The organism is Streptomyces sp. NBC_00459 (assembly GCF_036013955.1).
Taxonomy (GTDB): Bacteria; Actinomycetota; Actinomycetes; order Streptomycetales; family Streptomycetaceae; genus Streptomyces.
In genome coordinates this window covers 7,743,919-7,768,954 of the sequence record NZ_CP107903.1, presented here as the reverse complement: position 1 = coordinate 7,768,954, position 25,036 = coordinate 7,743,919, and the positions used below count along the sequence as shown (strand labels likewise).

The 25,036-nt window shown below is 69.4% G+C and carries 17 protein-coding genes; 12 read left to right on the top strand and 5 right to left on the bottom strand.

The genetic code is table 11. The features are described 5' to 3' along the window. Positions 1-184: 184 nt before the first annotated feature. Together rsgA and OHN74_RS34235 are read right to left on the bottom strand one after the other, a co-directional pair. On the bottom strand, positions 185-1,315 hold the full coding sequence (gene rsgA / locus OHN74_RS34240) for a ribosome small subunit-dependent GTPase A (RefSeq protein ID WP_327698432.1): 1,131 nt from the start codon (positions 1,313-1,315) through the stop codon (positions 185-187). Positions 1,316-1,580: 265 nt separating this feature from the next. Further along, positions 1,581-2,393, bottom strand: a complete 813-nt coding sequence (locus OHN74_RS34235; protein WP_327698431.1) for a hypothetical protein — start codon at positions 2,391-2,393, stop codon at positions 1,581-1,583. Positions 2,394-2,784: 391 nt separating this feature from the next. Here OHN74_RS34235 and OHN74_RS34230 point away from each other — a divergent pair, with 391 nt between their 5' ends. Together OHN74_RS34230 and gndA are read left to right on the top strand one after the other, a co-directional pair. Then, entirely contained in the window at positions 2,785-5,691 is a 2,907-nt protein-coding gene (locus OHN74_RS34230; RefSeq protein WP_327698430.1) for a helix-turn-helix transcriptional regulator, read from the top strand. Positions 5,692-5,983: 292 nt separating this feature from the next. Continuing rightward, complete coding sequence (gene gndA, locus OHN74_RS34225) at positions 5,984-7,426, top strand: NADP-dependent phosphogluconate dehydrogenase (RefSeq protein ID WP_327698429.1); 1,443 nt, start codon at positions 5,984-5,986, stop codon at positions 7,424-7,426. An 85-nt stretch (positions 7,427-7,511) separates the two neighbouring features. Here the strand turns inward: gndA and OHN74_RS34220 are convergent, their stop codons facing one another. Together OHN74_RS34220 and OHN74_RS34215 are read right to left on the bottom strand one after the other, a co-directional pair. Beyond that, complete coding sequence (locus tag OHN74_RS34220) at positions 7,512-8,996, bottom strand: cellulose-binding domain-containing protein (protein ID WP_327698428.1); 1,485 nt, start codon at positions 8,994-8,996, stop codon at positions 7,512-7,514. Between the two features lie 262 nt (positions 8,997-9,258). After that, positions 9,259-10,581, bottom strand: a complete 1,323-nt coding sequence (locus tag OHN74_RS34215) for a radical SAM protein (RefSeq protein ID WP_327698427.1) — start codon at positions 10,579-10,581, stop codon at positions 9,259-9,261. A 149-nt stretch (positions 10,582-10,730) separates the two neighbouring features. Here OHN74_RS34215 and OHN74_RS34210 point away from each other — a divergent pair, with 149 nt between their 5' ends. From OHN74_RS34210 to OHN74_RS34170, 9 genes are all read left to right on the top strand, one after another. Beyond that, entirely contained in the window at positions 10,731-11,975 is a 1,245-nt protein-coding gene (locus OHN74_RS34210; RefSeq protein ID WP_327698426.1) for an FAD-binding protein, read from the top strand. A 163-nt stretch (positions 11,976-12,138) separates the two neighbouring features. Further along, a complete protein-coding gene (locus OHN74_RS34205; RefSeq protein ID WP_327700370.1) occupies positions 12,139-13,374 on the top strand; it encodes an ROK family transcriptional regulator in 1,236 nt (411 codons plus the stop codon). A 221-nt stretch (positions 13,375-13,595) separates the two neighbouring features. After that, positions 13,596-14,861 (top strand): ABC transporter substrate-binding protein, encoded by a 1,266-nt coding sequence (locus OHN74_RS34200; protein WP_327698425.1) that lies wholly within the window; start codon positions 13,596-13,598, stop codon positions 14,859-14,861. A 20-nt stretch (positions 14,862-14,881) separates the two neighbouring features. Beyond that, complete coding sequence (locus OHN74_RS34195; protein WP_327698424.1) at positions 14,882-15,847, top strand: carbohydrate ABC transporter permease; 966 nt, start codon at positions 14,882-14,884, stop codon at positions 15,845-15,847. Next, on the top strand, positions 15,844-16,722 hold the full coding sequence (locus OHN74_RS34190) for a carbohydrate ABC transporter permease (RefSeq protein WP_327698423.1): 879 nt from the start codon (positions 15,844-15,846) through the stop codon (positions 16,720-16,722). Before OHN74_RS34195 ends, OHN74_RS34190 begins: the two co-directional genes overlap by 4 nt. A gap of 25 nt (positions 16,723-16,747) precedes the next feature. Next, on the top strand, positions 16,748-19,696 hold the full coding sequence (locus OHN74_RS34185; protein ID WP_327698422.1) for a glycoside hydrolase family 2 TIM barrel-domain containing protein: 2,949 nt from the start codon (positions 16,748-16,750) through the stop codon (positions 19,694-19,696). An 82-nt stretch (positions 19,697-19,778) separates the two neighbouring features. Continuing rightward, complete coding sequence (locus OHN74_RS34180) at positions 19,779-20,792, top strand: ABC transporter ATP-binding protein (protein WP_327698421.1); 1,014 nt, start codon at positions 19,779-19,781, stop codon at positions 20,790-20,792. 1 nt (position 20,793) lies between these two features. Beyond that, positions 20,794-21,597 carry an ABC-2 family transporter protein gene (locus OHN74_RS34175; protein ID WP_327698420.1) on the top strand — a complete coding sequence of 268 codons (804 nt, stop codon included), beginning with the start codon at positions 20,794-20,796 and terminating at the stop codon, positions 21,595-21,597. A gap of 5 nt (positions 21,598-21,602) precedes the next feature. Continuing rightward, complete coding sequence (locus OHN74_RS34170) at positions 21,603-22,403, top strand: ABC transporter permease (protein ID WP_327698419.1); 801 nt, start codon at positions 21,603-21,605, stop codon at positions 22,401-22,403. A 72-nt stretch (positions 22,404-22,475) separates the two neighbouring features. On the opposite strand, the gene OHN74_RS34165 is transcribed toward OHN74_RS34170, so the two are convergent. Further along, positions 22,476-22,616: a hypothetical protein gene (locus tag OHN74_RS34165; RefSeq protein ID WP_443060492.1), complete on the bottom strand. Its 141-nt coding sequence runs from the start codon at positions 22,614-22,616 to the stop codon at positions 22,476-22,478. 647 nt (positions 22,617-23,263) lie between these two features. Here OHN74_RS34165 and OHN74_RS34160 point away from each other — a divergent pair. Beyond that, positions 23,264-25,015, top strand: coding sequence for a toll/interleukin-1 receptor domain-containing protein (locus OHN74_RS34160; protein ID WP_327698418.1), 1,752 nt, complete (start codon positions 23,264-23,266; stop codon positions 25,013-25,015). The last annotated feature ends 21 nt before the right edge of the window (positions 25,016-25,036 follow it).

Below are 25,036 nucleotides of genomic sequence, written 5' to 3'. Positions count from 1 at the left end.
CCCGTCTCGGTCCGTTTGCCGGGCACCCTCGAACCGCAGGCGGTACACCTCGGGCGCCGGCCGGCATCTCCAGCCCGTCCGGCGCTTGAGGACGAGGCCCCTTCAGGGCCGATGCGGGGGTCTGGGGGCGGCAGCCCCCAGCGGGCGGCGGGGGCTGCACAACCCCCGCGTACCCCCGGCAGCGTTACCGCTGCCGCCCCCGCTTCGCCTCCATCGCCGCCTTCCCCTCCGCCCCCTTCTTCTTCCAGTCCTTCCGGATCTCCGCCCGCAACCGCGCATCGGTCTTGGCGACGATGTACTGGTTCTCCCGCAGCAGCTTGCGGTAACTGTCCAGCCGCCGCTGAGCCAGCGCCCCCGAGTCGAGCGCCTCCAGCACCGCGCACCCGGGCTCCGCCGTGTGCGCGCAGTCCTGGAAGCGGCACCCGGCGGCCAGTTCCTCGATCTCGGCGAAGACCTGCCCGACGCCGGTTCCGGCGTCCCAGAGGCCGACGCCGCGCAGCCCCGGTGTGTCGATGAGGACGCCCCCACCGGGCAGGGCGAGCAGATTGCGGGTGGTCGTGGTGTGCCGGCCCTTGCCGTCGGCGTCCCTCGTGGCCTGGACCTCCATGACGTCCACGCCGAGCAGCGCGTTCGCGAGCGTCGACTTGCCCGCACCGGACTGCCCGAGCAGCACGGCCGTACCGTCGGCGACGACGGCCGCGAGGACGTCGATGCCGTCCCCGTTGGTGGAACTGACGGTGAGGACCGGCACCCCGGGAGCGGCGGCCTCCACGTCCTGGACGAGATACGAGAGGGTCGTCGCGTCCGGTACGAGGTCGGCCTTGGTGAGCACCACGACGGGCTGCGCACCGGATTCCCAGGCCAGCGCCAGGAACCGTTCGACGCGGCCGAGGTCGAGTTCCACGGCCAGTGACACGGCGACGATGGCGTGGTCGACGTTGGCCGCGAGGATCTGCCCCTCGGAGCGCTTGGACGAGGTGGACCGCAGGAACGCACTCCGGCGCGGCAGATACGTACGGACGTAGCGGGGATCACCGGCGGGCTCGACGACAGCCCAGTCGCCGGTGCAGATGACCCGCATCGGATCGTGCGGTGTGACGAACGCGGTGTCGGCGCGCAGCACACCGTCGGCGGTGGCGACGTCGCACTGGCCGCGGTCGACGCGGATGACGCGCCCGACGAGCAGCCCTTCGGCCGCGTACGGGGCGAATTCGGCGGCCCACGCGTCGTCCCAGCCGTAGACGGCGAGCGCGCGGGACGAGGCGGATGAAACCGATGAAGCGGATGAAGCGGATGAAGCCGAGAGGGGAGTCAACGGAGACCCTTCACAAGGGTGGCCCCGGCACGCGCACTTGGGCGCGGAGATGGTGGAAGGTCAGCCGGTGGCCACGGAGATGGACTTGATGAACTTCTGGATGCGGGCAGCGCCCATCTCGGAGACAGCCATCGGTCACACCTCCCGTTCCTCACTCAGCCGACAGCGGCAGCCGACGGCCGCCGCAGGAAACGATCCTCACCTTAGAGTCGCGCGCACTCGGGTGCCACCGGTTTTCCGTTTCCGCGGGCAGGTGGCCGATGCCTCACCCGAGGCGCTGCGTGATCCGGGTCCACAGAGTGGGCGAGTCGGGGGCGACGGGTGCCGGGCGGTGCTCCCGGAGTTGACGCCAGACGGGCTCCGGGCAGGGACCTTGGGGTCTGGTCTTGGTGAACTTCTGGTAGGGCACCCGGCGTGGCGGGAGGCCTGTCTCGACCCAGTGGTCCTTGTCGGAGGTGAAGTCCCAGCCGACGTTGGAGATACGGATGTGGTCGTCGCGGTCGTCCTTGTTCTGGCTGGTGATCTGGAGCACTTCGACGTAACGGAGGCCGGCTCTCATGACCACGCAGTAGTGCGGGAGTTCCCTGGCGGACTCCCGGAAAGGGACCAGGGCGTGCCAGATCTCGCCGGCGGCCGGGCGGCGCCGGCCGCCGTTGAGGACACCGTCGGCCCACCAGCGCACCGCTCCGTGGCAGAGGAACGCGGTGAACCCGGCGGCTCCGCCCGGGGCCAGGACACGGGAGTTCCAGTCGGGTGAGTCGAACCGCGCCTCGGCCCAGACCACGGCGGCCTGGCTGAGGGCGAGCACGACGGCCGTACGGGCGAGGAAGACCCGCCACGGGCCGCGACGCGTCCGGCCCATGGACGCGGCCACCCCCGCGGCGGCGACGACGGGTGCGCTGTACACGAACGCGTGCTGCCCGAAGCCGCTCAGGTGGAGCGGCGGTTCCTGGGAGGCCATCAGGTCGACCACCGTGAACGGCAGCGCCAGGGCGGAGCCGACGAAGGACCACATGGTCAGCAGCAGGTAGCCCTTGACGGCCATCCCCAGGCAGGACGTGTTGGTGCGACGGGCCACCGAATCCCCTTTCCTCTGTGACGAACATGATCCACACGGGGATGCGGTGTGGGACCCGTGAAACTACGTAGGCGGTTACGGAACCCTGGGCGTGCGGCGGGTGACGGCGGCCGGACCCTGTCTCCATCGCCGATCCGGGCAAACAGCCGGTAACCGGCCGTCTCTCGTGGGCCGTCGGGGTCCAGCGGGGTCAACTGCCCACTGGATTGCCTGGTGTTGATGGGATCACCCTTTCCTGACCGGGGCCGGCCGCGGCCGGCTCGGCTCCGCCCGGCAACAGTGCCCGAGGCGGTGGACAGGGGGCTTCCGTGAAGTCACGCAATCGGCTACGTAAGATCATCTTATGTGCGGGTCCCGGTATGGCGGGCAGCCAGGGCAGTGAGGTGGAGACGTGATTCCGCTGGTGAGCCGAGCGGCCGAGCTGGATCGCCTGGACGCAGTGCTCGACCGGACGCTCGGCCAGGACGGCGGTTCAACCGTTGTGGACCTTGCCGGGGCCGCGGGCATCGGCAAGAGCCGGCTCATGGCCGAGTTCTGCCAACGGGCGCGGGTTCGGGGAATGACAGTGCTGCACGGCTGGGCCACCGAGTTCGAACAGCACATCCCGTACCGGCCGTTCAGCGATGCCCTGGCCGACCACGACATGGCATCGGCGGATCCCGGGGCTGGGGCTGGGCACCGGGGTAACCGGTTCGGGCTGCACCGATCCGTCGCGAAGCTGCTCGCGGAAATCGCCGAGCCCGGTCCCGAGGCCGGCCCCGGTACCGGCCGCCGCGGGCTCGTCGTGGCCCTGGACGACCTGCACTGGGCGGACCCGGCATCCCTGGAACTCCTCGACCACCTCGTCCGGCATCCCCCGCACGCCCCGGTCGTGATCGTCGTCGCCCGCCGCGACCGCCAGACCGCGGCCTCTCTCGCCGCAGCGCTCACCCGGGGCATCGACCTGGGTACGGTGCTCCGGCTGGACCTCGGACCGCTCGCCGAGCACGCGTGTCTCCAGGTCCTGGCTCCCGAAGTGGCCCCCGGCCTGCCGCCCGGCAGGGCCGCCGAACTGTACGCCGCGAGCCACGGCAATCCGCTGTACTTCCTCGCCCTCCTGCAGGCGGGACACGGCGGACAGACAGGGCCCGGCGGAGAGCACGGCGCACCGCAGCCCTCGGCCGGGCTCGGCTCACTGCTGCTGGACGAACTGACACCGCTCACCGCGGCCCAGCGCCGCACGGCCGAGGTGGTGGCCCTCCTGGGGGACCATGGCACCGCCGCCCTGCTGGCCGTGGTGACCGGGCAGGACGAGGCCGCGGTCGACGCGGACCTCGACGCACTGGCCCGCCGCGATGTGCTGCGTCCGGGTCAGGGCGGTCGGTGGACGCTGCGCCATCCGGTGCTCAGGACGCTCGTGCACGAGAGCATCGCCCCCCAGGAGCGCATCCGTATCCACCGCCTCGCCGCAGCCGGACTGGCCGAGGCGGGCACCCCCGCCACCGAGCGCGCCCACCACGTCGAACAGTCGCTGACCGGCTGGGACCCGGAGGCCGTCGCCGTACTGTCCGAAGCGGCCGAACAGTCCGCCGCCACCGCCCCCGCGAGCAGCGCCCACTGGCTGGGCGTCGCCCTCGCGCACCTGCCCGACCACCCGCGGCACACCGGACTGCGCCGTGATCTGATGCTGCGACGGGCCCAGGCCCTGGGCGTGTGCGGAGGACTCCGGGAGAGCAGGGACCTGCTGCACCAGGTGATCGCCATGTCACCACCGGGTGAGGCGGGCGCGGCCGGCGTGCGGACCTCCGCCGTCACGCTGTGCGCCGTGATGGAACGTCACCTCGGGCGCTACGCCGAGGCGGTCGCGCTCCTTCGCCGTGAGCTCTCCCGGGATCCTGGCCCGGCCCTCGCGGACACTGTCGAACTCAGTCTGGAGCTGGGTTCGTCCGCGCCGCACGCCACCGCCTACCCGCAGGTGCGCGCCGATGTGGCCCGCACCGTCGACCTGGCCCGCTCGTCGGGCGACGAGGTCGCCGAGGCCGGCGCCCTCGCGATCATGGCTCTCGGGGAGACGTACGAAGGCGAGATGTCCGCCGCCCGGGAGGCCACCGACCGGGCGGCGGCCCTGGTCGACGCCCTGACCGATCACGACCTCGCGAGTCTGTGCGAGCCGTTCGTCCGCCTCGGCTGGGCGGAGGCGTTCCAGGAGCGGTACGCCGATGCCGAACGGCATGCCGACCGCGGCCTGGCCATCGCCCGGCGCGGCGGCCTGCTCTACGTCCTGCCGCATCTGCTGCTGTGCAAGGCGCAGGTCCACATCCAGACCCTCCGGCTCGACTCGGCCGTGGAACTCGCCGACGAGGCGGAGACCATCGCCCGTGGCATCGGCAGCGACGAACTCCTGGCCTTCGTCCTGGCCAACAAGGCGTACGCCCTGACCTACGCGGTGCCGCCGGACGACCCCACCGCGCTGACGGTGGCCGAGGAAGCCGTCGCCGCGGCGGGTATGGGCACCAGTTGGTGGGCCTCGATCGCCTGGTGCCTGCTCGCACATGCCGTCGTGCTCGCCGGCGACATGCCGCGCGCCCGGGGCGCCGTCTTCCGTGCCGGGGGTGAGGACCTGCTCGGAATCCAACCGTCCGTGCGCCCACTGGTCATGGAGGTCCTCGTCGTCTCCGCCGTCGCCGTCGGCGAGACGGACGCGGCCAGGAAGTGGGCGGAGCGGGCCCGTGAGGAGGCGGACCGGCTGGGCCTGCCGACTCAGCGGGCCTCGGCGCTGCGCAGCGCCGCCCACTGTCTGCTCGCCGACGGCGACGTGGCGGCGGCTGTCGAACTGGTCGAGGAGGCCGCGGCGGAAACAGCCCGTCAGGGAACGGTCCTGTGGGAGACGTTCAGCCTGCTGCTCGGCGCTCCCCTGACCGCGGCCGCCGGTCACCCGGACCGGGCCCAAGCCATGTGGACACGCGCCCGGCAACTCGCCGCGACCGGTGGTGCGCTTCAACTGACCGGCCTGGCAGACGCGTTGCGCCCAGCCGTGTACGGCACACCGGCACCTGAGGCCGACTCCGGCCCTGCCGCCGTCTTCCCGTCCCTTTCCCCACGTGAACGTGAGATCGCCGCCCTCATCGCCGAAGGTCTGACCACCCCCGACATCGCGGCGCGGCTCTATCTCAGCCCCCGTACGGTCGAGTCGCATCTCAGCCGGATCTACCGCAAGACCGGCGTCACTTCACGAGCGGCCCTCGCCGTTCTCCAGATCCGGTCCGAACTGGGCGGCCGGGAACCCGGGCCGGGACGCGCACCGAACGCACCCCGATAGCGGGAACGGGTCCGTGAAGGGCGAGGAGCGTCCCGAGATCCGGGGCGCGCCCGTCCGGCCGCCGCCGTCGGTCCCGGCCGGGTCGAGCCGACCGCCATGGCCGACGGGGAACCGCCGCTCCGGCTGTCCCGCGAGAGAGCGCACGACGCGCCGGTACGAGGCGATGGTACGAGGAGAACAGTTGATCGGCTGAACGGCTGAACAACTGGGCCCCCGCCACGCGTACCTGATCACGGCGGCAGTTCGGACCGCCAAGGACGGCGGACGGCACTCCGGAACGAAGGAGCACACCATGAAGGCGACCGCGCAGATCGGCGTCACCGGCCTTGCGGTGATGGGCCGGAATCTGGCCCGGAACTTCGCCCGGCACGGTTACACCGTGGCCCTCCACAATCGGACCCCCGCCAGGACCAAGGCGCTGGTCGAGGACTTCGGGCACGAGGGCGACTTCGTCCCGGCCGAGACCGCCGAGGAGTTCGTGGCGGCCCTGGAGCGCCCCCGGCGGCTCATGATCATGGTGCAGGCGGGGACGGCCACCGATGCGGTGATCGACGAGTTCGCCGCGCTCCTGGAGCCCGGTGACATGATCATCGACGGCGGCAACGCCCACTTCGCCGACACCCGCCGCCGGGAACAGGCGCTGCGCGGGCTCGGTATCCACTTCGTGGGTGTCGGCGTCTCGGGCGGTGAGGAGGGCGCGCTGCACGGGCCGAGCATCATGCCCGGCGGCTCCGCCGCGTCCTACGCCGCGCTCGGGCCGATGTTCGAGACGATCAGTGCCAAGGTGGACGGCGAGCCCTGTGTCACCCATGTCGGCACGGACGGCGCCGGGCACTTCGTGAAAATGGTGCACAACGGCATCGAGTACGCCGACATGCAGCTGATCGGCGAGGCGTACCACCTGCTGCGCCAGGTCGGCGGCTATGAACCGGCGCGGATCGCCGAGGTCTTCCGGCAGTGGAACAAGGGGCGCCTCGACTCGTACCTGATGGAGATCACCGCCGAGGTGCTCGCCCACACCGACTCCGCCACCGGCAGACCCTTCGTGGACGTGGTGGCCGACTCCGCCGGGCAGAAGGGCACCGGCCGCTGGACCGTACGCACGGCTCTGGAGCTCGGTTCCCCGGTGACCGCCATCGCCCAGGCCACCTTCGCCCGCGCCGCCTCGGGCCAGCGGGCCCTGCGCGCCGCGTATCGCGAGCTGCCCGGCGGCACCAGCTGGGACCTCACCGCGTACGAGGCGGAGCGGTTCGCCTGTCTGGTCGAGCACGCCCTGTACGCGTCGAAGCTCATCGCCTACGACCAGGGCTGGAAGATGATCCTGGACGCGTCGGCGGAGTACGGCTGGGACATCGACCTCGGCGCGATTGCGAGGATCTGGCGCGGCGGCTGCATCGTGCGCGCCGCCTTCCTCGACCGGGTCCGTGCCGCGTACGAGGCCGATCCGCGCCGGGTCACCCTGCTCACCGAGGAGGGGTTCGCGGCCGAGATCGCCGACTCGCAGGTTCCCTGGCGCGAGGTCGTCGCCACGGCCGCCCGGCACGGTGTCCCGGTCCCGGCGTTCTCCGCCGCCCTGTCGTACTACGACACCCTGCGCGCCGAGCGCCTGCCGGCCGCCCTCACCCAGGGGCAGCGCGACTACTTCGGCGCCCACACCTACCGGCGTACCGACCGCGAGGGCCGCTTCCACACCCTCTGGGAGCGGGCCGACCGGAGCGAGACCGAGGTGATCTGACCTCGGGCCGCCCGCAGCACGGAACGGGCCGGCCACTTCCGCAGCGATATCGCTGCGGAAGTGGCCGACCCGGGTGCGGGGGTTCTCAGCTCGCGCAGCTGCTGCCGTTCAGCGTGAAGTCGAACGGGGCCGTGTTCTTCCCCTGCCAGCTGGCGAGGAAGCCGAAGGAGACGGTGCCGTCGGCCGCGACGGACCTGTTGTAGTCGGCGGCCGTCGCGGTGACCCGGCCGCCGTCCTGGGAGAAGCTCGCGTCCCACATCTGGCCGACCTGCTGGCCGTCGCGGAAGCTCCAGGCGATGCGCCAGCCGTCGATGGCCTTCGCGGAGGTGACGCTGATGGTGGCCTGGAAGCCGTCGGGCCACTCGTTGACGAGGTCGTACTCGACCTCACAGGACACCGGTTCACTCTTGTCGGGGCTCGGCTTCGGCGTCTCGCCGCGCGCGGCGGAGGTGCCCTGGGGTTCCGGGTCGGGCTTGTCGGCGGGCGTCGGGGAGGATTCCGGGTCCGACTGGCGGGGGGCCGGGGACCGGGTGGAGCCCACGGGGACGGTCAGGCCGGACGGCAGGACGGACGACGGGTCCACCACGGGCTTCCCGTCGGTCGTGCCGCCCTTCGCGGAGGGGGCGTTGCCGGAGCCGTCGAAGGGCATCATTGAGACCGTGAGCGCCAGCCCGGAGACGATGACGGCGGCGATCATGATCGCTGTGCGGCCGATGCGCGGGCGGGACTCCCCGATGGTGAGACCGGTGTTGATGCCCGCTTCCGAGCGCCCGCCGAGCAGACCGGCCTCGGCCGCGCGGCGGCGCCGTTCCAGGTAGGCGAGCCCGCCCCAGCCGATGACGCCGCCGGCGAGCGCGGCGGGCAGCCCGCTGATCCCGCCGTACAGCCGCAGGCAGGCGGCTGCCTCGGCGCACTCCACGCAGGTCGCGAGGTGCCGGGAGAGGTCCTCGGGGACCTCGGCTCCCTGTGAGCGGGTGACCGCGTCGAGCAGCCGGGCGAAGCGGCGGCAGTCGGGGCTCATCGGGGTGTCGAGCAGGTTGCGCTGGCAGCGGTCCCTGAACAGGACGCGTACCTGGGCGAGTTCCTCGGCGGCGCTCTCCGGGTCGAGGCCGAGCCGACGGGCCACCTGGGGCAGCGGCAGTGCCTCCACCTCGGCCAGCCAGAGCAGGGCGGCGTCCGGTTCCTGCATGTCACGCAGGGCGCGCAGCGCGAGCGGGCGGCGCAGCGGCGGCCCGACGTACCGGGCGGCCTTGTCGGAGTTGAGCCACAGCCGCAGGTCGGGGTCGAGGTGGTTGCCGTGCCCGGTTTCCTCCCAGGACGCGGCGGTACTGCGAACTGCCGCCAGCAGCAGGGGTATCCAGGGCAGGCGGGGTATGCGGCGCCCTGTGTTGCGGGCCCCGAAGTCGGCGGCCCGGGCCGCGTGGATACCGTGGGTGAACGCCTCGGCGGCCAGTTCGGTGCCGGCGGACGAGCCGGACGTGCAGAGGTCGGCGTACGAGAGGACCGCGTCCCAGCACTCGGAGAACAGCGCTGCTTCGGCGGCGTCCTGAGGGGTCGGCAGATCTGGCATATGGGGGGACTCCAGCATCAACGGCTTGCACACGCCAACGTCAAGGTCAACTGACCCCACGAACAGGGGAGTTGGGGACCGTTTCGCGAAACGGAGCCCGAGCTTTTCACGTTTCCCGCACAACTGACAAGCGACGTATCCACATGTCGCAACCTGTCAACGCGGGCTCGCCGTACGGTGATCGCGAGGTGGGAAAAACGACCGGATTCGTTCCCTTGAAGCACGAACACGTCCCCCCATACGGATGGCGGCGGCGTTCCGTTCAGATCTTCGGCGCCGGATCCCGGGCCGGCAGGCTGTCCATGAAGGAGCTGACGGAGAAGACGGCGCGGCCGGGGCCGGGTTCGCCGTAGCCGGGGGGCGAGTCGAGACCGAAGTCGTCCATCGTCCGGCGATAGGCCTGCAACAGCCGGATGTGGTACTCCAGCGGCGCGCCCTGGGGGTTGGCCTTGCCGAGCGGGGTCGTCGGCTCGGGGCACCAGGTGGTGAAGCGGGGCGTGATGCCGTGCGACATGAAGAAGCGCAGGCCCTCGGTGGTCGACTCGATCGCCTCGTCGACCGTCTTGAAGCCGAACGGCTCGGCCATCTCGACGCCGGCCACGAAGTTGGGAATGACGTTGCGCGCGCCGAAGACCTCCGCCGAGTCGAGGATGCGCTTGTGCCACTCGTCGCGGCCCACGTAGCGCTCCTTGCCGGGGCAGTACATCTTGAAGAGGTACTCGTCCCACACCTCGTAGTTGGGGTGGTAGATCTGCACCCCGTAGTCCTTGAAGCGCTGCACGTCGTCCTTCGGCAGGGCCTGGGCGACGACCTTGCCGATCCAGCGGCCCGGGAAGTGCTCCTCGATGGCCTTGGCGTACATGCCGTAGAAGTCCGCCTCGTCACGGCCCTGGAGCTTGGAGGTGATGGCGCCGCCGGTGAGCGTGTAGGCGGTGGAGGCCTTCGCCGTGTCGTAGCGGTCGATGATCTCCAGGGCTTCCAGGACCTCGTCGACGTCCTTCACTCCCGTGTAGGGCCGCCCGGCCGCCTTGTGCTGGCGCCAGTTGTGGTTGATGTCGCAGTACTGGCACTCCTCCTTGGCGCCGAAGTACTGGCAGACCCGGAAGACGGTCAGGTAGATGAGGTAGCCCCACTGAATGGTGGGGGCGACCTCCATGACGGACTTCCCGTTGGAGAGCTTGTGCTTGTAGTACTCGGGCATCGGCGGCACCCCGACGTCGGAGATCCGCTTCCCGTCCAGGTAGAGGCCGAGGACGCCGTGCTCGTCGGCGGCCACCCGGTAGGGCGAGGCAGGGTTCACACGCACCGAGACGACGGTCCGGCGCAGGTCGTACGGACCGCCGGTGAGGATGATCTCCTCCGGCGGGCGGCGCAGCGCGGCCTCGCCCAGCTCGGGGAGGGTGCCGTGGTCGAAGGAGAAGATGAAGTAGGACTTCGGCTTGACGTCGCCGCCCTCATTGTCGCTGAGCGCGGACGCGTCGAAGGCCACACCACCCCTGAGCAGGTCCTCTTTGAAGACGGCTTCCCGCGGTACGTGCGGAAAGCGCTCCATCAGATCCTCGACCAGCGCGGTGCGGCTGCCCATCCCGTGTCTCCTCCAGCTCCGGCGGTACTCCGGCGTTCGACTCCTCACGGTATGCCCCCGCCTGCGCGTCCATGGCCGCGGGGCCCCTCGGGCATGTCCGGCGCCCCTGCGTGAGAGGGTCGACGCACCTGAGCGGAGGGACGGACCCCATGGCCGAGACGCTGACCAACTGGGCGGGCAACATCATCTACACGCCCACGGAGCTGCACCGACCGCGCTCCCTGGACGCCCTGCGGGCGCTGGTGGCCGAAAGCGCGCGGGTGCGGGTGCTGGGCAGCGGTCACTCGTTCAACGAGATCGCCGAGCCGGGCGACGGCGGTGTCCTGCTCTCCCTCGCCAGGCTGCCGCAGGAGGTCGACGTCGACACCGCGGCCCGTACGGTACGGGTCGGGGGCGGGGTCCGGTACGCCGAGCTGGCGCGGGTCGTCCACGGGCGCGGGCTCGCGCTGCCGAACATGGCGTCCCTGCCGCACATCTCGGTGGCGGGTTCGGTGGCGACCGGGACCCACGGTTCGGGGGTGGGCAACGGTTCGCTCGCCGCGCCGGTGCGTGCGGTCGAGCTGGTCACGGCCGACGGCTCGACGGTGACGATCACGCGGGGCGAGGACCGGTTCGAGGGCGCGGTCACCGCGCTCGGCGCACTGGGCGTCGTCACGGCCCTCACCCTGGACCTGGAGGCGGACTTCGAGGTCGAGCAGTACGTGTTCACCGAACTGCCGCTGGACGGGCTGGACTTCGAGGCCGTGGCGGGCGCGGCGTACAGCGTGAGCCTGTTCACCGACTGGCGTGCGCCGGGCTTCGGTCAGGTGTGGCTGAAGCGGCGTACCGACCAGGCGCCGCCGGACTTCCCGTGGGCCGCGCCCGCCACCGAGAAGATGCACCCGGTGCCGGGAATGCCGGCCGTCAACTGCACCGAGCAGTTCGGTGTGCCGGGGCCCTGGCACGAGCGACTCCCGCATTTCCGGGCGGAGTTCACACCGAGCAGCGGCGAGGAGCTCCAGTCGGAGTACCTGCTGCCGCGCCCGTACGCCCTGGACGCCCTGCGGTCGCTGGACGCGATCCGGGACGTCGTCGCGCCGGTGCTCCAGGTGTGCGAGGTCAGGACGATCGCCGCCGACACCCAGTGGCTGAGCCCGGCGCACGGACGGGACAGTGTGGCGTTCCACTTCACCTGGGTGGCGGACACCGCCGCGGTGCTGCCCGTGGTGCGGCGGGTCGAGGCGGCGCTGAACCCGTACGGGGCGCGTCCGCACTGGGGCAAGGTGTTCGCCGTACCGGCGGAGGTGGTGCGCGGACGGTATCCGCGGCTGGCGGACTTCGCGGCGCTGGCGGCCGTCCTGGACCCCTCGAAGAAGTTCACGAACGCGTTCGTACGGGAGATGCTCGACGACTGACCACGGGCCGGATACGGCTCCACGTGGGCGAAGACTTTCTTCAGCCCCTTTCCTAACCCCTTGTCGAACCTCCCCCACTGCCCATAGCCTTGCGCCGCGCCGGTGCCGTCGCGCCCCGGCCTGTCTGCACTGAGGTCTGCACGGCGAGGGGGCAAGCCCGGTGGTGAAGCGCACATCACGTGACATCCGCACCGCTAACCGCTACGAGGTGCTGCGCCAGATCATCGCCGAGTCACCGACGTCCCGGCAGGAGCTGGCCGCCGCCACCGGGCTCAGTCTCGCCACGGTCGCGACGCTCGTCGGGGAGCTCATCGACCTGCGGATGCTGACCGAGGTCGGCTTCGAGGACTCGGCGGGCGGGCGCCCCAGGGGGCTCGTGGCCGTCAACACCGCGGGCGGCGCGCTGATCGGCGTCGACATCGCGGAGACGTACGTCCGGGTCGAGCTCTTCGACCTGGGGCTGAACGTCCTGGCCCGCGCCGCCGAGCACATGCGCCCCGGCGAGGGCCGCCCCGAGCAGGTGGTCGGCCATGTCACCACGGCCGTCGGTTCGGTGGTCGCGCAGGCCGGGATCGAGGGCGCCCGGGTCCTCGGTGTCGGGGTGAGCGTGCCGGGCCAGGTGGACCGGGTCACCGGTGTCGCCGAGTACGCGCCCAACTGGGACTGGCACGACGTGCCCCTCCTCGACCTGCTCACCGAGCACATCGCGTATCCGCTGTACCTCGACAACCCGCTGCGTGCCTGCGCCGTGGCCGAGCTGTGGTTCGGTGCCGTACGGGGGCACTCCAACGCGGTCGTGGTGAACCTCGGGACGGGCGTCGGCGCCGGCCTGGTGATCGGCGGCGGGGTGCACCGGGGGGTGAGCAACAGCGCCGGCGAGTGGGGGCACACGACCCTCGTCCTGGACGGGCGGCTCTGTCACTGCGGCAACCACGGATGCGTCGAGACCTATGTCGGCGCGCCCGGAATCATGCTGAATCTGGCGGAGCTGGACCCCGGCGGCACGCTGCTGCATCCCGACGACCAGACGGCGACCGTCGACGCGCTGGCCCGTGGGGTCGCCGCCGGTGATCCGGTGGCCGTCAGGGTGATCCGGGACATGGCCCGCTATCTGGGCGCGAGCATCTCCGACCTGGTGAACCTGCTCAATCCTGAGATCGTCGTGCTGAGCAGCTGGGTCGCGGCCACGCTGGGCGAACCACTGGTCGCCGAGGTCCGTGAGGCGGTGGCCCGGCACGCGCTGAAACGGCCCCTGGCGGCCACCGAGATCGTCCTCTCCCCCATCCCGGGGGACCCGGTGTGCCTGGGCGCGGCGACCTTCGCCCTCGAAGGCGCGCTGTCCGCGGTCACCCAGCGGTCGTCGGCCGCCCGGCGCAGCGGTCCGGCGCCACTGAAATAGGTCTGGTCCAACCTCAACCACCCCCGCGCGAACCGCCGTTGAGGCGATCCGCCAATCCGCCATGTCCGATATCCCGAACGGTCCGCAACGTTTCGAACGGGCTTCGTCCAACCCCTTGCCGAAGCCTTAGCCGAAGGTTAACGTCCCGCTCCGCAACCTCATTTGAGCCATCTGGCGCTGAAGCGACAGAGCCGCGGCCGTACTCGAGACAAGGACGTCACATGTCGGCATTGAGCAACAGCAACTGGGACCGCCGGAACGTTCTGCGGGCCGCCATGGGTCTGGCCGCCGCCGGCGGACTGACCGCGTGCGGCGGGAACACCGGCCGCAGCAGCGGCGGCGGGTCGGGCGACTCGCTCGTCCAGTACTTCCACGCGTACGGCGAGGCGGGCACCGAGCAGGCCATCAAGAAGTACGCCAAGGCCTACAAGGGCGCCAACGTGACCACGCAGTGGATCACCGGCTCCAACTTCGAACAGAAGCTGTTCGCCGCGCTGCTCACCAAGAACGCACCCGACGTCTTCGAGTTCCACCCGCAGATCCAGCTCATCAAGAGCGGCCAGGTGGCGGATCTGACCGACATCATCGCCCCGGTCAAGGACGACTTCAACCAGGCCGACATCACGTCGCACACGGTCGACGGCAAGATATACGGCGTCCGGATGATCGACGACCCGCAGTTCTTCTTCTACCGCCCCTCGCTCTTCGCGAAGGCCAAGGTCGAGGTGCCGACCACGCTGGAGGAGCTGATCGAGGTCTCCGCCAAGCTCAAGACCAGCAAGATCAAGGGCGCCTACCTCGGCAACGACCTGACCCCGATCCAGAACAACCTGATCTGGTCGGCCGGCGCCGACACCCTCACCGCGGACAACAAGCCCGCCTTCAACACGGACGGCGTCGCCGAGGGGCTCAAGCAGCTGCGGACCCTGTTCACCAGCGGCAACCTGCTGCTCGGCGCTCCCACCGACTGGTGGGACCCCTCGGCCTTCACCCAGGGCCTGACGGCGATCCAGTGGTGCGGCATGTGGGCCATGCCCGCCATGATCGAGGCGCTCGGCGACGACATCGGCATCTTCCCCTTCCCGAAGGTCGGATCCGCCGGCAAGCAGTCGGTCACCAACGGCGGCTGGTCGATGTTCGTCAACGCCAAGGGCAAGAACGTCGAGGCGGCCAAGGAATACGTGAAGTGGCTGTGGATCGACCAGAAGCAGTACCAGGAGGACTGGGCCACCTCCTACGGCTTCCACATCCCGCCGCGCACGTCGATCGCCCAGAGCGCCACCAAGCTCAAGACCGGTCTGCCGGCCGAGGGCGTCAAGCTGTTCAACGAGTTCGGCCACTTCGACAACATCGGCTGGACCCAGGCCATGATCGCCTCGGTCAACGACGTGATGGCCAACTCCGTGCGTAAGGACGACGACCCGAAGGCCCAGCTCGACGCCTGCGAGAAGAAGGTCGACACCGAGCTCAAGAAGCTCTTCGGATAGACCACCGGACGGATAGCGACATGTCGACCACCACCACGCGCGGGGTCGCCCAGCCCGCCCCGGCCAAGGTCTCCAAGGACCGGCCGCGGCGGGGCCTGCGGGCGAGCAGCACCTTCAACTTCTGGCTCTTCACCGGGCCGTTCCTCATCGGTCTGATCGTCTTCGTCTTCGTGCCCATCGGCTGGAGCATCTACCTCAGCTTCTTCGAGGCACGCTTCACGGTCACACCCAGCGACTTCGTCGGCTTCGAGAACTACAAGCAGGTCCTGACCGACGTCGACTTCCTCAACTCGCTGGTCACGTTCACCGTGTTCGCGGCGTTCATCGTCCCCGCCACCTGGGCCCTCTCTCTGGGCCTGGCGCTGCTGGTGAACCGGCTGCGGTTCATGCGGGCCTTCTTCCGGTCGGTCTTCTTCCTGCCCACGGCGGTCAGCTATGTCGCCGCCTCACTGATCTGGAAGATGTCCATCTTCAACGGCGTGCGGTTCGGCCTCGCCAACACCGTCATCGGCTGGTTCGGCGTCGACAACATCGCCTGGCTCGCGTCACCGGATCCGCCCTGGTACTGGCTGGTCATCGTGACCGTGAGGCTGTGGCTCCAGTCCGGCTTCTACATGATCCTGTTCATCGCGGCGCTGCAGAACATCCCGCGTGAGCTGTACGAGGCCGCCTCCATCGACGGCGCCAAGCCGGGCTGGCAGACCTTCCGCTACATCACGCTGCCCCAGTTGAGGGCGACGTCGACCGCGGTGATCCTGCTCCTGCTGGTCGCCGCCTACCAGGCCTTCGACGAGTTCTTCAACCTGCTCTCCAAAGCCACCTGGGGACAGCCCCCGCTGGTCGAGCTATACAAGATGGCCCTCGGTGAGAACCAGAACTACGGCGCGGGCAGCGCGGGCGCTGTCGTGCTGACGATGCTGATCTGCGTCGTCACCCTGTTGCAGGGCAAGATCATGGGCTTCGGAAGGGGTGAGGAGGGCAAGTGACCACCACAGCACCCGAGATCGGGAAGAAGAAGCCGGGCAGTTCCAAGCGCGGCGGCGTCATGGGCAACACCGGTCTGTACATCGCGACCGGAGTCGCCGGGCTCCTCTTCCTGCTCCCCTTCTACCTGATCGTCCGCAACTCGCTGATGACGGACCAGGAGATCACCGGCGAGAACTGGAAGTGGTTCCCCACCGACATCCAGTGGGGCAACATCACCGAGCCGTTCAACGACGTCACCGTGGACTTCGCCCAGTCCATGTGGAACTCCGTGGTCGTCGCCGTCCTGCACACCACGGGCATCCTCCTGGTGTGCTCGCTCGCCGGATACGGGCTCGCGCGCATCCCGTACAAGCACGCCAACAAGGTGTTCTACCTGGTCCTGACCACCCTGATGGTCCCGACCGCCGTGACCTTCGTACCCAGCTTCGTCCTGGTCTCGTCCCTCGGCTGGGTGGACAGTTACCGAGGTCTCATCATCCCGGGCCTCTTCAGCGGTTTCACCTGCTTCCTCTTTCGGCAGTACTTCCTGGGGTTCCCGAAGGAGCTGGAGGAGGCGGCGCGCGTGGACGGGCTCGGCTATTGGGGTGCGTACTGGCGTGTCGTCGTACCCAACTCGCTGAACTTCTTCGCGGCCATCGCCACGATCACCTTCATCAACGGCTGGAACTCCTTCCTGTGGCCGCTGGTCATCGGCCAGGACCCCAGCGCCTGGACGGTGCAGGTGGCACTCTCGTCGTACATGACGAATCAGACGGTCAACTTCCACCTGATCTTCATGGCGACCGCCATTTCCATCCTGCCCCTGGTGTTCGTGTTCCTCTTCCTCCAGCGCTGGCTGGTGCAGGGGATCGCACAGACAGGCATCAAGGGCTGAACCTTCCCTCAATACCTGGAGACCGATGTCCCTCCGCACCACGGCAGCGTCCATCGCGACGGCGACCGACTACGTCGAAGACGTCTCACCCGGCCGCGGGGCCCTTCCGCCCCGCGCCTGGTACGCGTCCTCGGACGCCGGTTCGCTGTCCCTGAACGGCAGTTGGCGGTTCCGGCTGTCGCCGACCGCCGACGGCGCGGACGACTCGTTCGCCGTGCCGGGGTTCGACGCCGGGGACTGGGCCGAGGTGACGGTCCCCGGTCACTGGGTCCTCCAGGGGGACGGGAAGTTCGGTTCGCCGATCTACACCAACGTCCGCTACCCCTTCCCGGTGGACCCGCCGCGCGTACCCACCGAGAACCCGACCGGCGACCACCTGCACGTCTTCGACCTGCCGTCCGACTGGCCAGACCTGTCGGACGGCGGGGCGGTGCTCCGTTTCGACGGGGTCGAGTCGTGTGCCCGGGTGTGGCTGAACGGCACGGACATCGGTGAGTTCAAGGGCTCCCGGCTGGCGCACGAGTTCGCTGTCGGGCAGTTGCTGAAGCCCAGCGGCAACGTCCTCGCCGTCCGGGTCCACCAGTGGTCGGCGGGCTCCTACCTGGAGGACCAGGACCAGTGGTGGCTGCCGGGCATCTTCCGCGACGTCACCCTGCTGCACCGCCCGCCGGCCAGTGTTCTCGACTTCTTCGTGCACTCCTCGTACGACCACACGGCCGGCGAGGGCACGCTCCGTGTCGAGTCCGACGTTGAGGGGCGAGTCACCGTCCCCGAGTTGGACATCGATGTCAGGACCGGCGAGCCGGTGACGGTCCCGGTCGAGCCGTGGACCGCCGAGACACCACGTCTGTACGACGGTGTGCTGGTCACGGCCGGTGAGCGGGTGCCGTTGCGCATCGGCTTCCGTACCGTCGAACTGGCCGACGGACTCATCAAGGTCAACGGAAAGGCCGTCCTCTTCAAGGGCGTCAACCGGCACGAGTGGCACCCCGAGAAGGGCCGCTCCCTCGACCTGGAGACCATGCGGGCCGACGTGCTGCTGATGAAGCGGCACAACGTGAACGCCGTCCGCACCTCGCACTACCCACCCCACCCGGCCTTCCTCGACCTGTGCGACGAGTACGGCCTGTGGGTCATCGACGAGTGCGACCTGGAGACCCACGGCTTCCACGAACAGAACTGGCGCGACAACCCCGTCGACGACGACCGCTGGACCCCGGCCCTCCTGGACCGCGCGTCCCGGATGGTCGAGCGCGACAAGAACCACCCGTCGGTCGTCATCTGGTCGCTGGGCAACGAGGCCGGCACCGGACGCGGACTGACCGCCATGGCCCAGTGGATCCACAGCCGCGACAGCTCCCGGCTCGTGCACTACGAGGGCGACTGGGACTGCCGCGACACGGACATGTACTCCCGCATGTACGCCGACCACGCGGAGACCGAGCGCATCGGCCAGGGTCTGGACGGCGGTACGCAGAAGCGGCGCGGGCTCCCGTTCATCCTCTGCGAGTACGGGCACGCCATGGGCAACGGCCCCGGCGGCATCGCCGACTACCAGCGGATCTTCGAGGCCCACGACCGCGTCCAGGGCGGCTTCATCTGGGAGTGGATCGACCACGGCATCAAGGACGAGCGGTTCGGCTACGCGTACGGCGGCGACTTCGGCGAGGAGCTGCACGACGGCAACTTCGTCTGCGACGGGCTGATCTTCCCGGACCGGACGCCGTCACCGGGGCTGGTCGAGTTCAAGAAGGTCATCGAGCCGGTCCGCATCGGGGGCGACGGCACGGCCGGGACCGTGCGCGTGACCAACGCGTACGACTTCGCCGACCTGTCCGCGCTCACCTTCGAGTGGTCGTACGACGTCGACGGCGTCGCGGTCGAGACCGGCACCCTGGCGGTGCCCGCGTCCCTGGCCCCCGGCGAGTCGGCGGACGTGAAGCTGCCCGAGCCGCCCACGGACGCGCGGGGCGGTGCGGAGTCGCAGTGGACGGTACGGGCGCTGCTGGCCGAGGACTCGGCCTGGGGGGCGAAGGGACACCAGGTGGCCTGGGGCCAACTCCCGGTCCACGCACGCACCTTGGTGAACGTCGCCGCGAGCGAACGGCCCACCGAGTCCCGGTTCGTGCGGATCAGCACCGGGAGCGAGTCTTCCGCCCGCGACGAGTGGGACGGCATCATGCTCGGTCCCGCCGTTTTCAACCCCTCGACCGGCGCGTTGATGTCGATCAACGGAGTCGATGTCATCGGCCCGAAGCTGGACGTGTGGCGGGCGCCCACCGACAACGACGACGGCGCCGCCTGGCAGCCGGACGAGCGCTACGGCATGCTCTGGCGGCAGTTGGGCCTGCACCGGATGCAACACCGCCTGGACGCCGTCGAGTTGGCTGAGGACTCGCTGACCGTACGGACCCGGGTGGCGCCCGCCGCTGCCGAGGTGGGCCTGAACACGGTGTACCGCTGGACGTCCGACGGGGACAAGCTGAAGCTGACCGTGTCGGTCGTCCCGGAGGGCGACTGGACACTGCCCCTGCCGAGGCTCGGGATCCTTCTGGGCCTGTCGGGCGCGGACCGGGTGACCTGGTTCGGCGGTGGCCCGGGCGAGGGCTACCCCGACACCAAGTCGGCCTCCATGCTGGGCCGTTGGGAGTCCACGGTGGACGACCTCCAGACTCCCTACGTCCGCCCCCAGGAGAACGGCGCCCGCGCCGACGTCCGCTGGGCGGAGCTCGGCGGGCTGCGGATCGACGGCGACCCGGAGTTCTGGTTCACGGCCCGCCGCTGGACCAGCGAGCAGCTCGACGCGGCCGGCCACCTCACCGACCTCACACCCGGCGACACCGTGTGGGTCAACCTCGACCACGGGCAGCAGGGCATCGGCTCGCAGTCGTGCGGGCCGGGCACGCTTGCCCAGTACCTGCTGCGGGTTCAGCCCGCTGAATTCTCCGTTGTCTTCTCGGCGGCGAATGGCTAAGGATGTTACCGGTCACACGGCCGTCCGGCTTCCCAGCCGGACGGCCGTGTTCGTGCGTCGCGAACTCCCGGAGGTTCCCTGAGTGAGTGGTTCCATAGAGGTCCGGGGACTGTCCCGGACCTTCCACACCACAGTGCGGCGTCCCGGTTTCACCGGCGCGCTGCGCTCCCTCGTCAACCCTGAGCGGGTCGCGAAGGACGCCGTCTCCGACATCACCTTCGATGTGGCGCCGGGTGAACTCCTGGCCCTGCTGGGGCCGAACGGCGCCGGCAAGTCGACGACCATCAAGATGCTCACCGGCATCCTGACCCCCACGTCCGGCGAGGCACGCGTCGCCGGCGTGGTGCCGTACCTGGAGCGCGAGCGCAACGCCCGCAACATCGGGGCGGTGTTCGGCCAGCGCACCCAGCTCTGGTGGGACCTGCCGGTGCGCGAGTCGTTCTCGATCCTGCGGGACATCTACGAGATACCGAAGCCCGAACACGCCGTACGCCTCCAGGAGTTCGACGACCTGCTGGAACTGTCCACGTTCTGGGACACCCGCGTACGGCATCTGTCGCTGGGCCAGCGGGTGCGCTGCGACCTGGCGGCGGCGCTGCTGCACGACCCGCCGGTGGTGTTCCTCGACGAACCCACCATCGGCATGGACGTGGTCGTCAAGGAGCAGGTCCGCGAGTTCCTGCGCCACCAGGTCGAGGAGCGCGGCCGGACCGTGCTGCTGACCACCCACGACATGACGGAGGTCGAGCGGCTCGCCGAGCGGGTCGTCCTCGTCAACCACGGCCGGCTCGTGCTGGACGGCACGCTGGACGAGATCAAGAAGAGGTTCGGCTCGACCTGGCAGGTCCGGGCGACGCTGGCCGACCCGCACGCGGAGGCCGTGCCGCTCCCGGGCATCGCCGTACTCCGCCGCGAGGGCCCGCAGGTGGTCTTCGGACCCGACGGTCCGGACGCCCCGACGGTCCACCAGGCACTCAAGCGGGTGATCGAACGGCACGAGGTGACGGACATCGCCCTCGACGAGGCCGACCTGGAGGACGTGATGCGGGCCGCCTACGTCCAGGCCGAGGCACCCGAATCGCTCGGGGGCGGCTGACATGGCCGTCCTGCACGCCTGGCGGGCCACCAGGGTCACCCCTCTCGGTGAGCTGTACGCCCCGCCCCGGATGACCGCCGCCCTGATCCGGCTGACCGTCCAGGTGGTCCTGGTCGCGTCCCTGTGGAACGGCCTGTACCAGCAGACCGGTACGACGGCCGGTATCGACCGCGAGCAGGCGGTGACGTATGCCGTCATGGCCGTACTCGCCTCCCGGCTGCGGGAGTTGGACCAGTACGCGGGCCGCGACACCGTGCTCCAGCACATGCACTTCGGCACGATCGTGTACTGGTACCTGCGCCCGCTGGCGCCCCAGCGCTACTACGCGCTGCGGGCGCTCGGCGAGCAGTTGTACGGGTTCGCGTGGGCGCTGACCGGCTTCGCCCTCTGTCTGGCCGCCGGGGTGGTCCAGCCGCCCGGATCGGCAGCCGTGGCCGGGGTGTTCGCGCTCAGTCTGCTGCTCGGCCAGCTGGTTCTCTACTACGTGATGCTCGTCATCGACCAGTTCTGCTTCTGGACGCTGCGCAACGGCGCCGCGATGCTCATCCTGATCTTCGCTCAGAACCTGCTGTCCGGGGTGTACGCACCCCTGTGGTTCTTCCCGGACTGGTTCATCACGCTCAGCTCCTTCCTGCCCTTCCAGGCCACGCTGAGCGTGCCGCTCTCGCTGTACGTGGGGCGCATCCCGCTCTCGGACGCCGCCTTCCAGCTCTCCGTCCAGGCCGGCTGGGTCCTCGTACTGGCCCTGTTCACCCGGTTCCTGTGGCGGCGGGCCGCCCTCCGTGTCGTCTCCCAGGGAGGCTGAGGCCTGTGAACGCCGTCCGCATAGCCTGGCGCATCACGCGCCTCAACTTCCGCGCCCAGCTGGAGTACCGCTCCGAGTTCCTGCTGATGATCGGGATCGGCGCCATCTGGCAGGTGTCGGTGATCGTGTTCGCCACGGTGCTGCTGACCCGGTTCACCGGGATGGGCGGCTGGGACAGCTCGGAGGTGCTGCTGATCCCGGCGACCCGGATGCTGGCACACGGCATCTTCGTGCTGTTCCTCGGGCGGATGCACGGCATCGGCAAGATCATCCAGGAGGGGATGATCGACACCTATCTGGTCCGTCCGATGCCCGTGTTCCGCCAGGTCCAGCTCTCCTACTTCCCCACCAACGCCATCGGCGACCTGACGGTCGCCGTGGGCCTGATGGTGGGCGCGCTCTCCCGCAGCGACCTGGACTGGACGGCGGGCCGGATCACGTACCTCGTGGTCTGCGTCCTCGGCGGGATGCTCCTGGAGGCGGCCCTGTTCACGGCGGTGGCCTGCGCCTCGCTGCGCTTCCCGGCCGCCGACTACTGGGGGCGCTGGCTGGAGGAGCTGCTCGGCACGTTCGGCAGCTATCCGCTCAACGTGCTGCCCAGGGCGGTGAGCGGCTTCCTCACCTTCGGACTGCCGCTCGCGTTCGTCGCGTACTTCCCGGCGGCGGTACTGACCGGCCACGGCCACGACACGGGCGTGCCGTACTGGCTGGCGGCGGCCTCTCCGCTGCTGGGGCTGGTGGCGTTCCTGGGGGCGCGGTGGCTGTGGCGGTGGAGTCTGGGGCATTACACGGGGGTCAACGGGTAGCGGCACGGCGCCCTGGTCCGGCGTACGTGGGGCGCTGCCCGGTTGGCGCTTCAGTCGGCGGAAACCCGGCCATCACGGTTTCCGTCCGGCTCCGGCTGGGTTGGCGCCCTGGTAGGCCGGGTTGGCCAGGACCAGGACCCCCTGTCGCTCGCAGATCCGGATGATCTGGTGTGTGCGTGCCGCGGTGAGGTCGGTGCCGATCTGGACGTTCACTCGTTGGCGGCGATGCTTGGCCGAGGAGTCGCCGCTCCGCCTGTCATTGTGTGGGCGGATCCACTTCGCAGCAGCTGGCTGTTGAGTCATACTCCCGTGATCATGGGCTGGGACGCGGGACCCGGGGGCTGAGTTGGCGACCAATCCGGCGGTCCACTCCGATCAACAGAGATGACTGGTAGCGGGCAGCGCCGTCTTGAGTACGGCGCTGTGGCTCTCGGCCCTGTCTCTGGTGGTCACGCCCTACCACCGCTTGTGGAAGTCGAATAGGCCAGGAGATTTCGCAGCGTCCGTTACATCGCGAAGAGTTGCAGAAATCATTGACCAATACCAGATGGAGAGCCGCAAGTACCGGCGGTCGGCCGTCAGCTTGACAGCATCTATCCAGAAGGCAGCTGTCGTCCGTGCTGGGCCCGCCAGTCGCTGAACGCGCTGGTACTACCGACGGTAAAGACAGGCTTACCGCGCGCAGCGGGCGTGCTGATTACTCGAGAGACCACAGTTGCAGAGACCACCGGACCCTCAGCACGCACCACTAGGAGGTCGCCGACGTATTGGCTGACTCCTCTGCGCTCCCTCCTCCGGCGGCAGTTCGCATTTTCGAATCGGCCAGTCCCGGGGCGGTCAATCACGGCAGAATGACCGGCATGCAGGTCTTCGTCTCCTATAGCAGCCGCGACAAAGACTTTGTCCGCCGTCTGGTCGGCGACCTGGAGAGGTCCGACGCCGATGTCTCCCTGTGGCTCGACGAACGTGAACTCCGGGTCGGCCAAGCCATCGGCTCGAACTTCCAGGATCTCGAGGCCACGATCGCTCGGTGCGCCAGCCTGATGGTCGTGGTCTCGCAAGCGTCGGCGGGCTCGTTTTGGGTGGAGCGCGAGATCCAGATCGCCAGGTCCACCGGCGTCCGTGTCCTCCCGGTGCTCCTTGAGGACGTCCCGGTCTCCTGGGCGCCGAGCTTCGCTGGTCTGGCCCACGCTGACTTTCGCAGACACCGAGAGTACCGGCGCTCGTTGCACCGCCTCATCTGCGCGATCGAGGATGTCCCTGTGCGAGGGAGATTCCTGCGCGCGAAAGAGGCGGTGGCGCTCGTCAAGGCCAGGTATGCGCCTCCAGGCGAACTCTTCGGTGTCTCCCAGCAGGGTGTCGGGACGTTGTACAGCCTGGCCAACGCCGAAGACTGGGAGTTCGCCGACGCGATGAACGGCACCAGCCGCTTCTGGATCACTGAGTTTTGTGATGTCGTCGGGTCATGGATCCACCCCTACGCCGTCGTCGACGGCGGAGTACAGGAACTCCCGAAGCTCGCCCTCCAGGGCAGCGATCCTGTGCCTGTAGCGGGGTCTGCCGTCGTGATGTCGTGCGCGCTCAACCACCGGGCGGCGCTGTCGGAGGAGCGAGCCTCCGCGATCCTGGAACAGGGCGGGGATGAGGTCACCAGAATCACCAAGCGGTACTCGAAGTTCCGACCGTTGCTCCTACAGGAAGCGTTCATCGACTCGGCGGAGGCGATCGATGTCGCGACCAATTACGCCTTCGGCCTCGACGGCCCTCTCCATCAAGAGGCTAACCTCTTCGTGCTGTCCTGCCTCGAACGAGACAAGCACACTCGGGGCATCCCGACCTGGAAGATCTCCTTCTTCGATCCCGCCCTGTCGATGAGCGTGCTGGCCGTCGGTGTCGATCCGCGCACCGGCGCGATCCGGGACCTGGACCTGCCGAGAGAATTCCTCAATGCACGACATTTACCGAGCCGGATCGACGAGGAGACGGGCAATATTGTCCTGAGCATGCACACCTTGTTGAAAGCTTTGGAGACTAAGATCTGGGATCTTCCGAAGCGAGGGCTCACCGCAGCGGAGGCCGTAGGTATGGCGTACTCCCTCCTCTCGGAGCAAGAGCCGTCCTGCCAGTGGCAACTGGCATTCCTCTCGAACACGGGTGTCGTGCGACCAGCGGTCAGCCCGGTGGTGGGCAGCGCTGGTAAGGCTCTGATGCACCACGACGGGACCGCAGGGCAGTGGGTGGTCGAGATGTGTGGAACCAACGTCACCCGGATCACCGAAGCCGGGCGCACAGGGTACCGCTACGACTACCGGCGGATCATGTGTACCGTCCAGGGCGCGGCCGTGGACAACGAGGATGAACGCCACTTGGTCATGACGTCGCCGCTAGCGGCGAGCCCGATTCCCGGCAAATGGCTCGAGGCGTGCGATCGCGCCAGAAAGGCGGCAGCACGGGCGGTCGAGGTGCCGTACGCCCTCATCTCTGTCGCCCTTGGCAGGCCACCATCCGGGGCCAGTTGGTTCTTCCGATTCTATGGGGGAGGCGAGATCGTCGCGAAGGCATCGGTGTCGGCGGACGGGGAACGCGTCCTCCAGCATGACGGCGGCGGCTGACATCTGAGTGCTGCCGCAGTG

What these genes read in the sequence shown, in the direction of transcription:
- gndA (WP_327698429.1), top strand. Translation starts at nt 5,984, where the DNA reads ATGAAGGCGACCGCGCAGATCGGCGTCACCGGCCTTGCGGTGATGGGC.
- OHN74_RS34215 (WP_327698427.1), bottom strand. Translation starts at nt 10,581, where the DNA reads ATGGGCAGCCGCACCGCGCTGGTCGAGGATCTGATGGAGCGCTTTCCG.
- OHN74_RS34160 (WP_327698418.1), top strand. Translation starts at nt 23,264, where the DNA reads ATGCAGGTCTTCGTCTCCTATAGCAGCCGCGACAAAGACTTTGTCCGC.
- OHN74_RS34220 (WP_327698428.1), bottom strand. Translation starts at nt 8,996, where the DNA reads ATGCCAGATCTGCCGACCCCTCAGGACGCCGCCGAAGCAGCGCTGTTC.
- OHN74_RS34185 (WP_327698422.1), top strand. Translation starts at nt 16,748, where the DNA reads ATGTCCCTCCGCACCACGGCAGCGTCCATCGCGACGGCGACCGACTAC.
- OHN74_RS34195 (WP_327698424.1), top strand. Translation starts at nt 14,882, where the DNA reads ATGTCGACCACCACCACGCGCGGGGTCGCCCAGCCCGCCCCGGCCAAG.
- OHN74_RS34175 (WP_327698420.1), top strand. Translation starts at nt 20,794, where the DNA reads ATGGCCGTCCTGCACGCCTGGCGGGCCACCAGGGTCACCCCTCTCGGT.
- OHN74_RS34210 (WP_327698426.1), top strand. Translation starts at nt 10,731, where the DNA reads ATGGCCGAGACGCTGACCAACTGGGCGGGCAACATCATCTACACGCCC.
- OHN74_RS34200 (WP_327698425.1), top strand. Translation starts at nt 13,596, where the DNA reads ATGTCGGCATTGAGCAACAGCAACTGGGACCGCCGGAACGTTCTGCGG.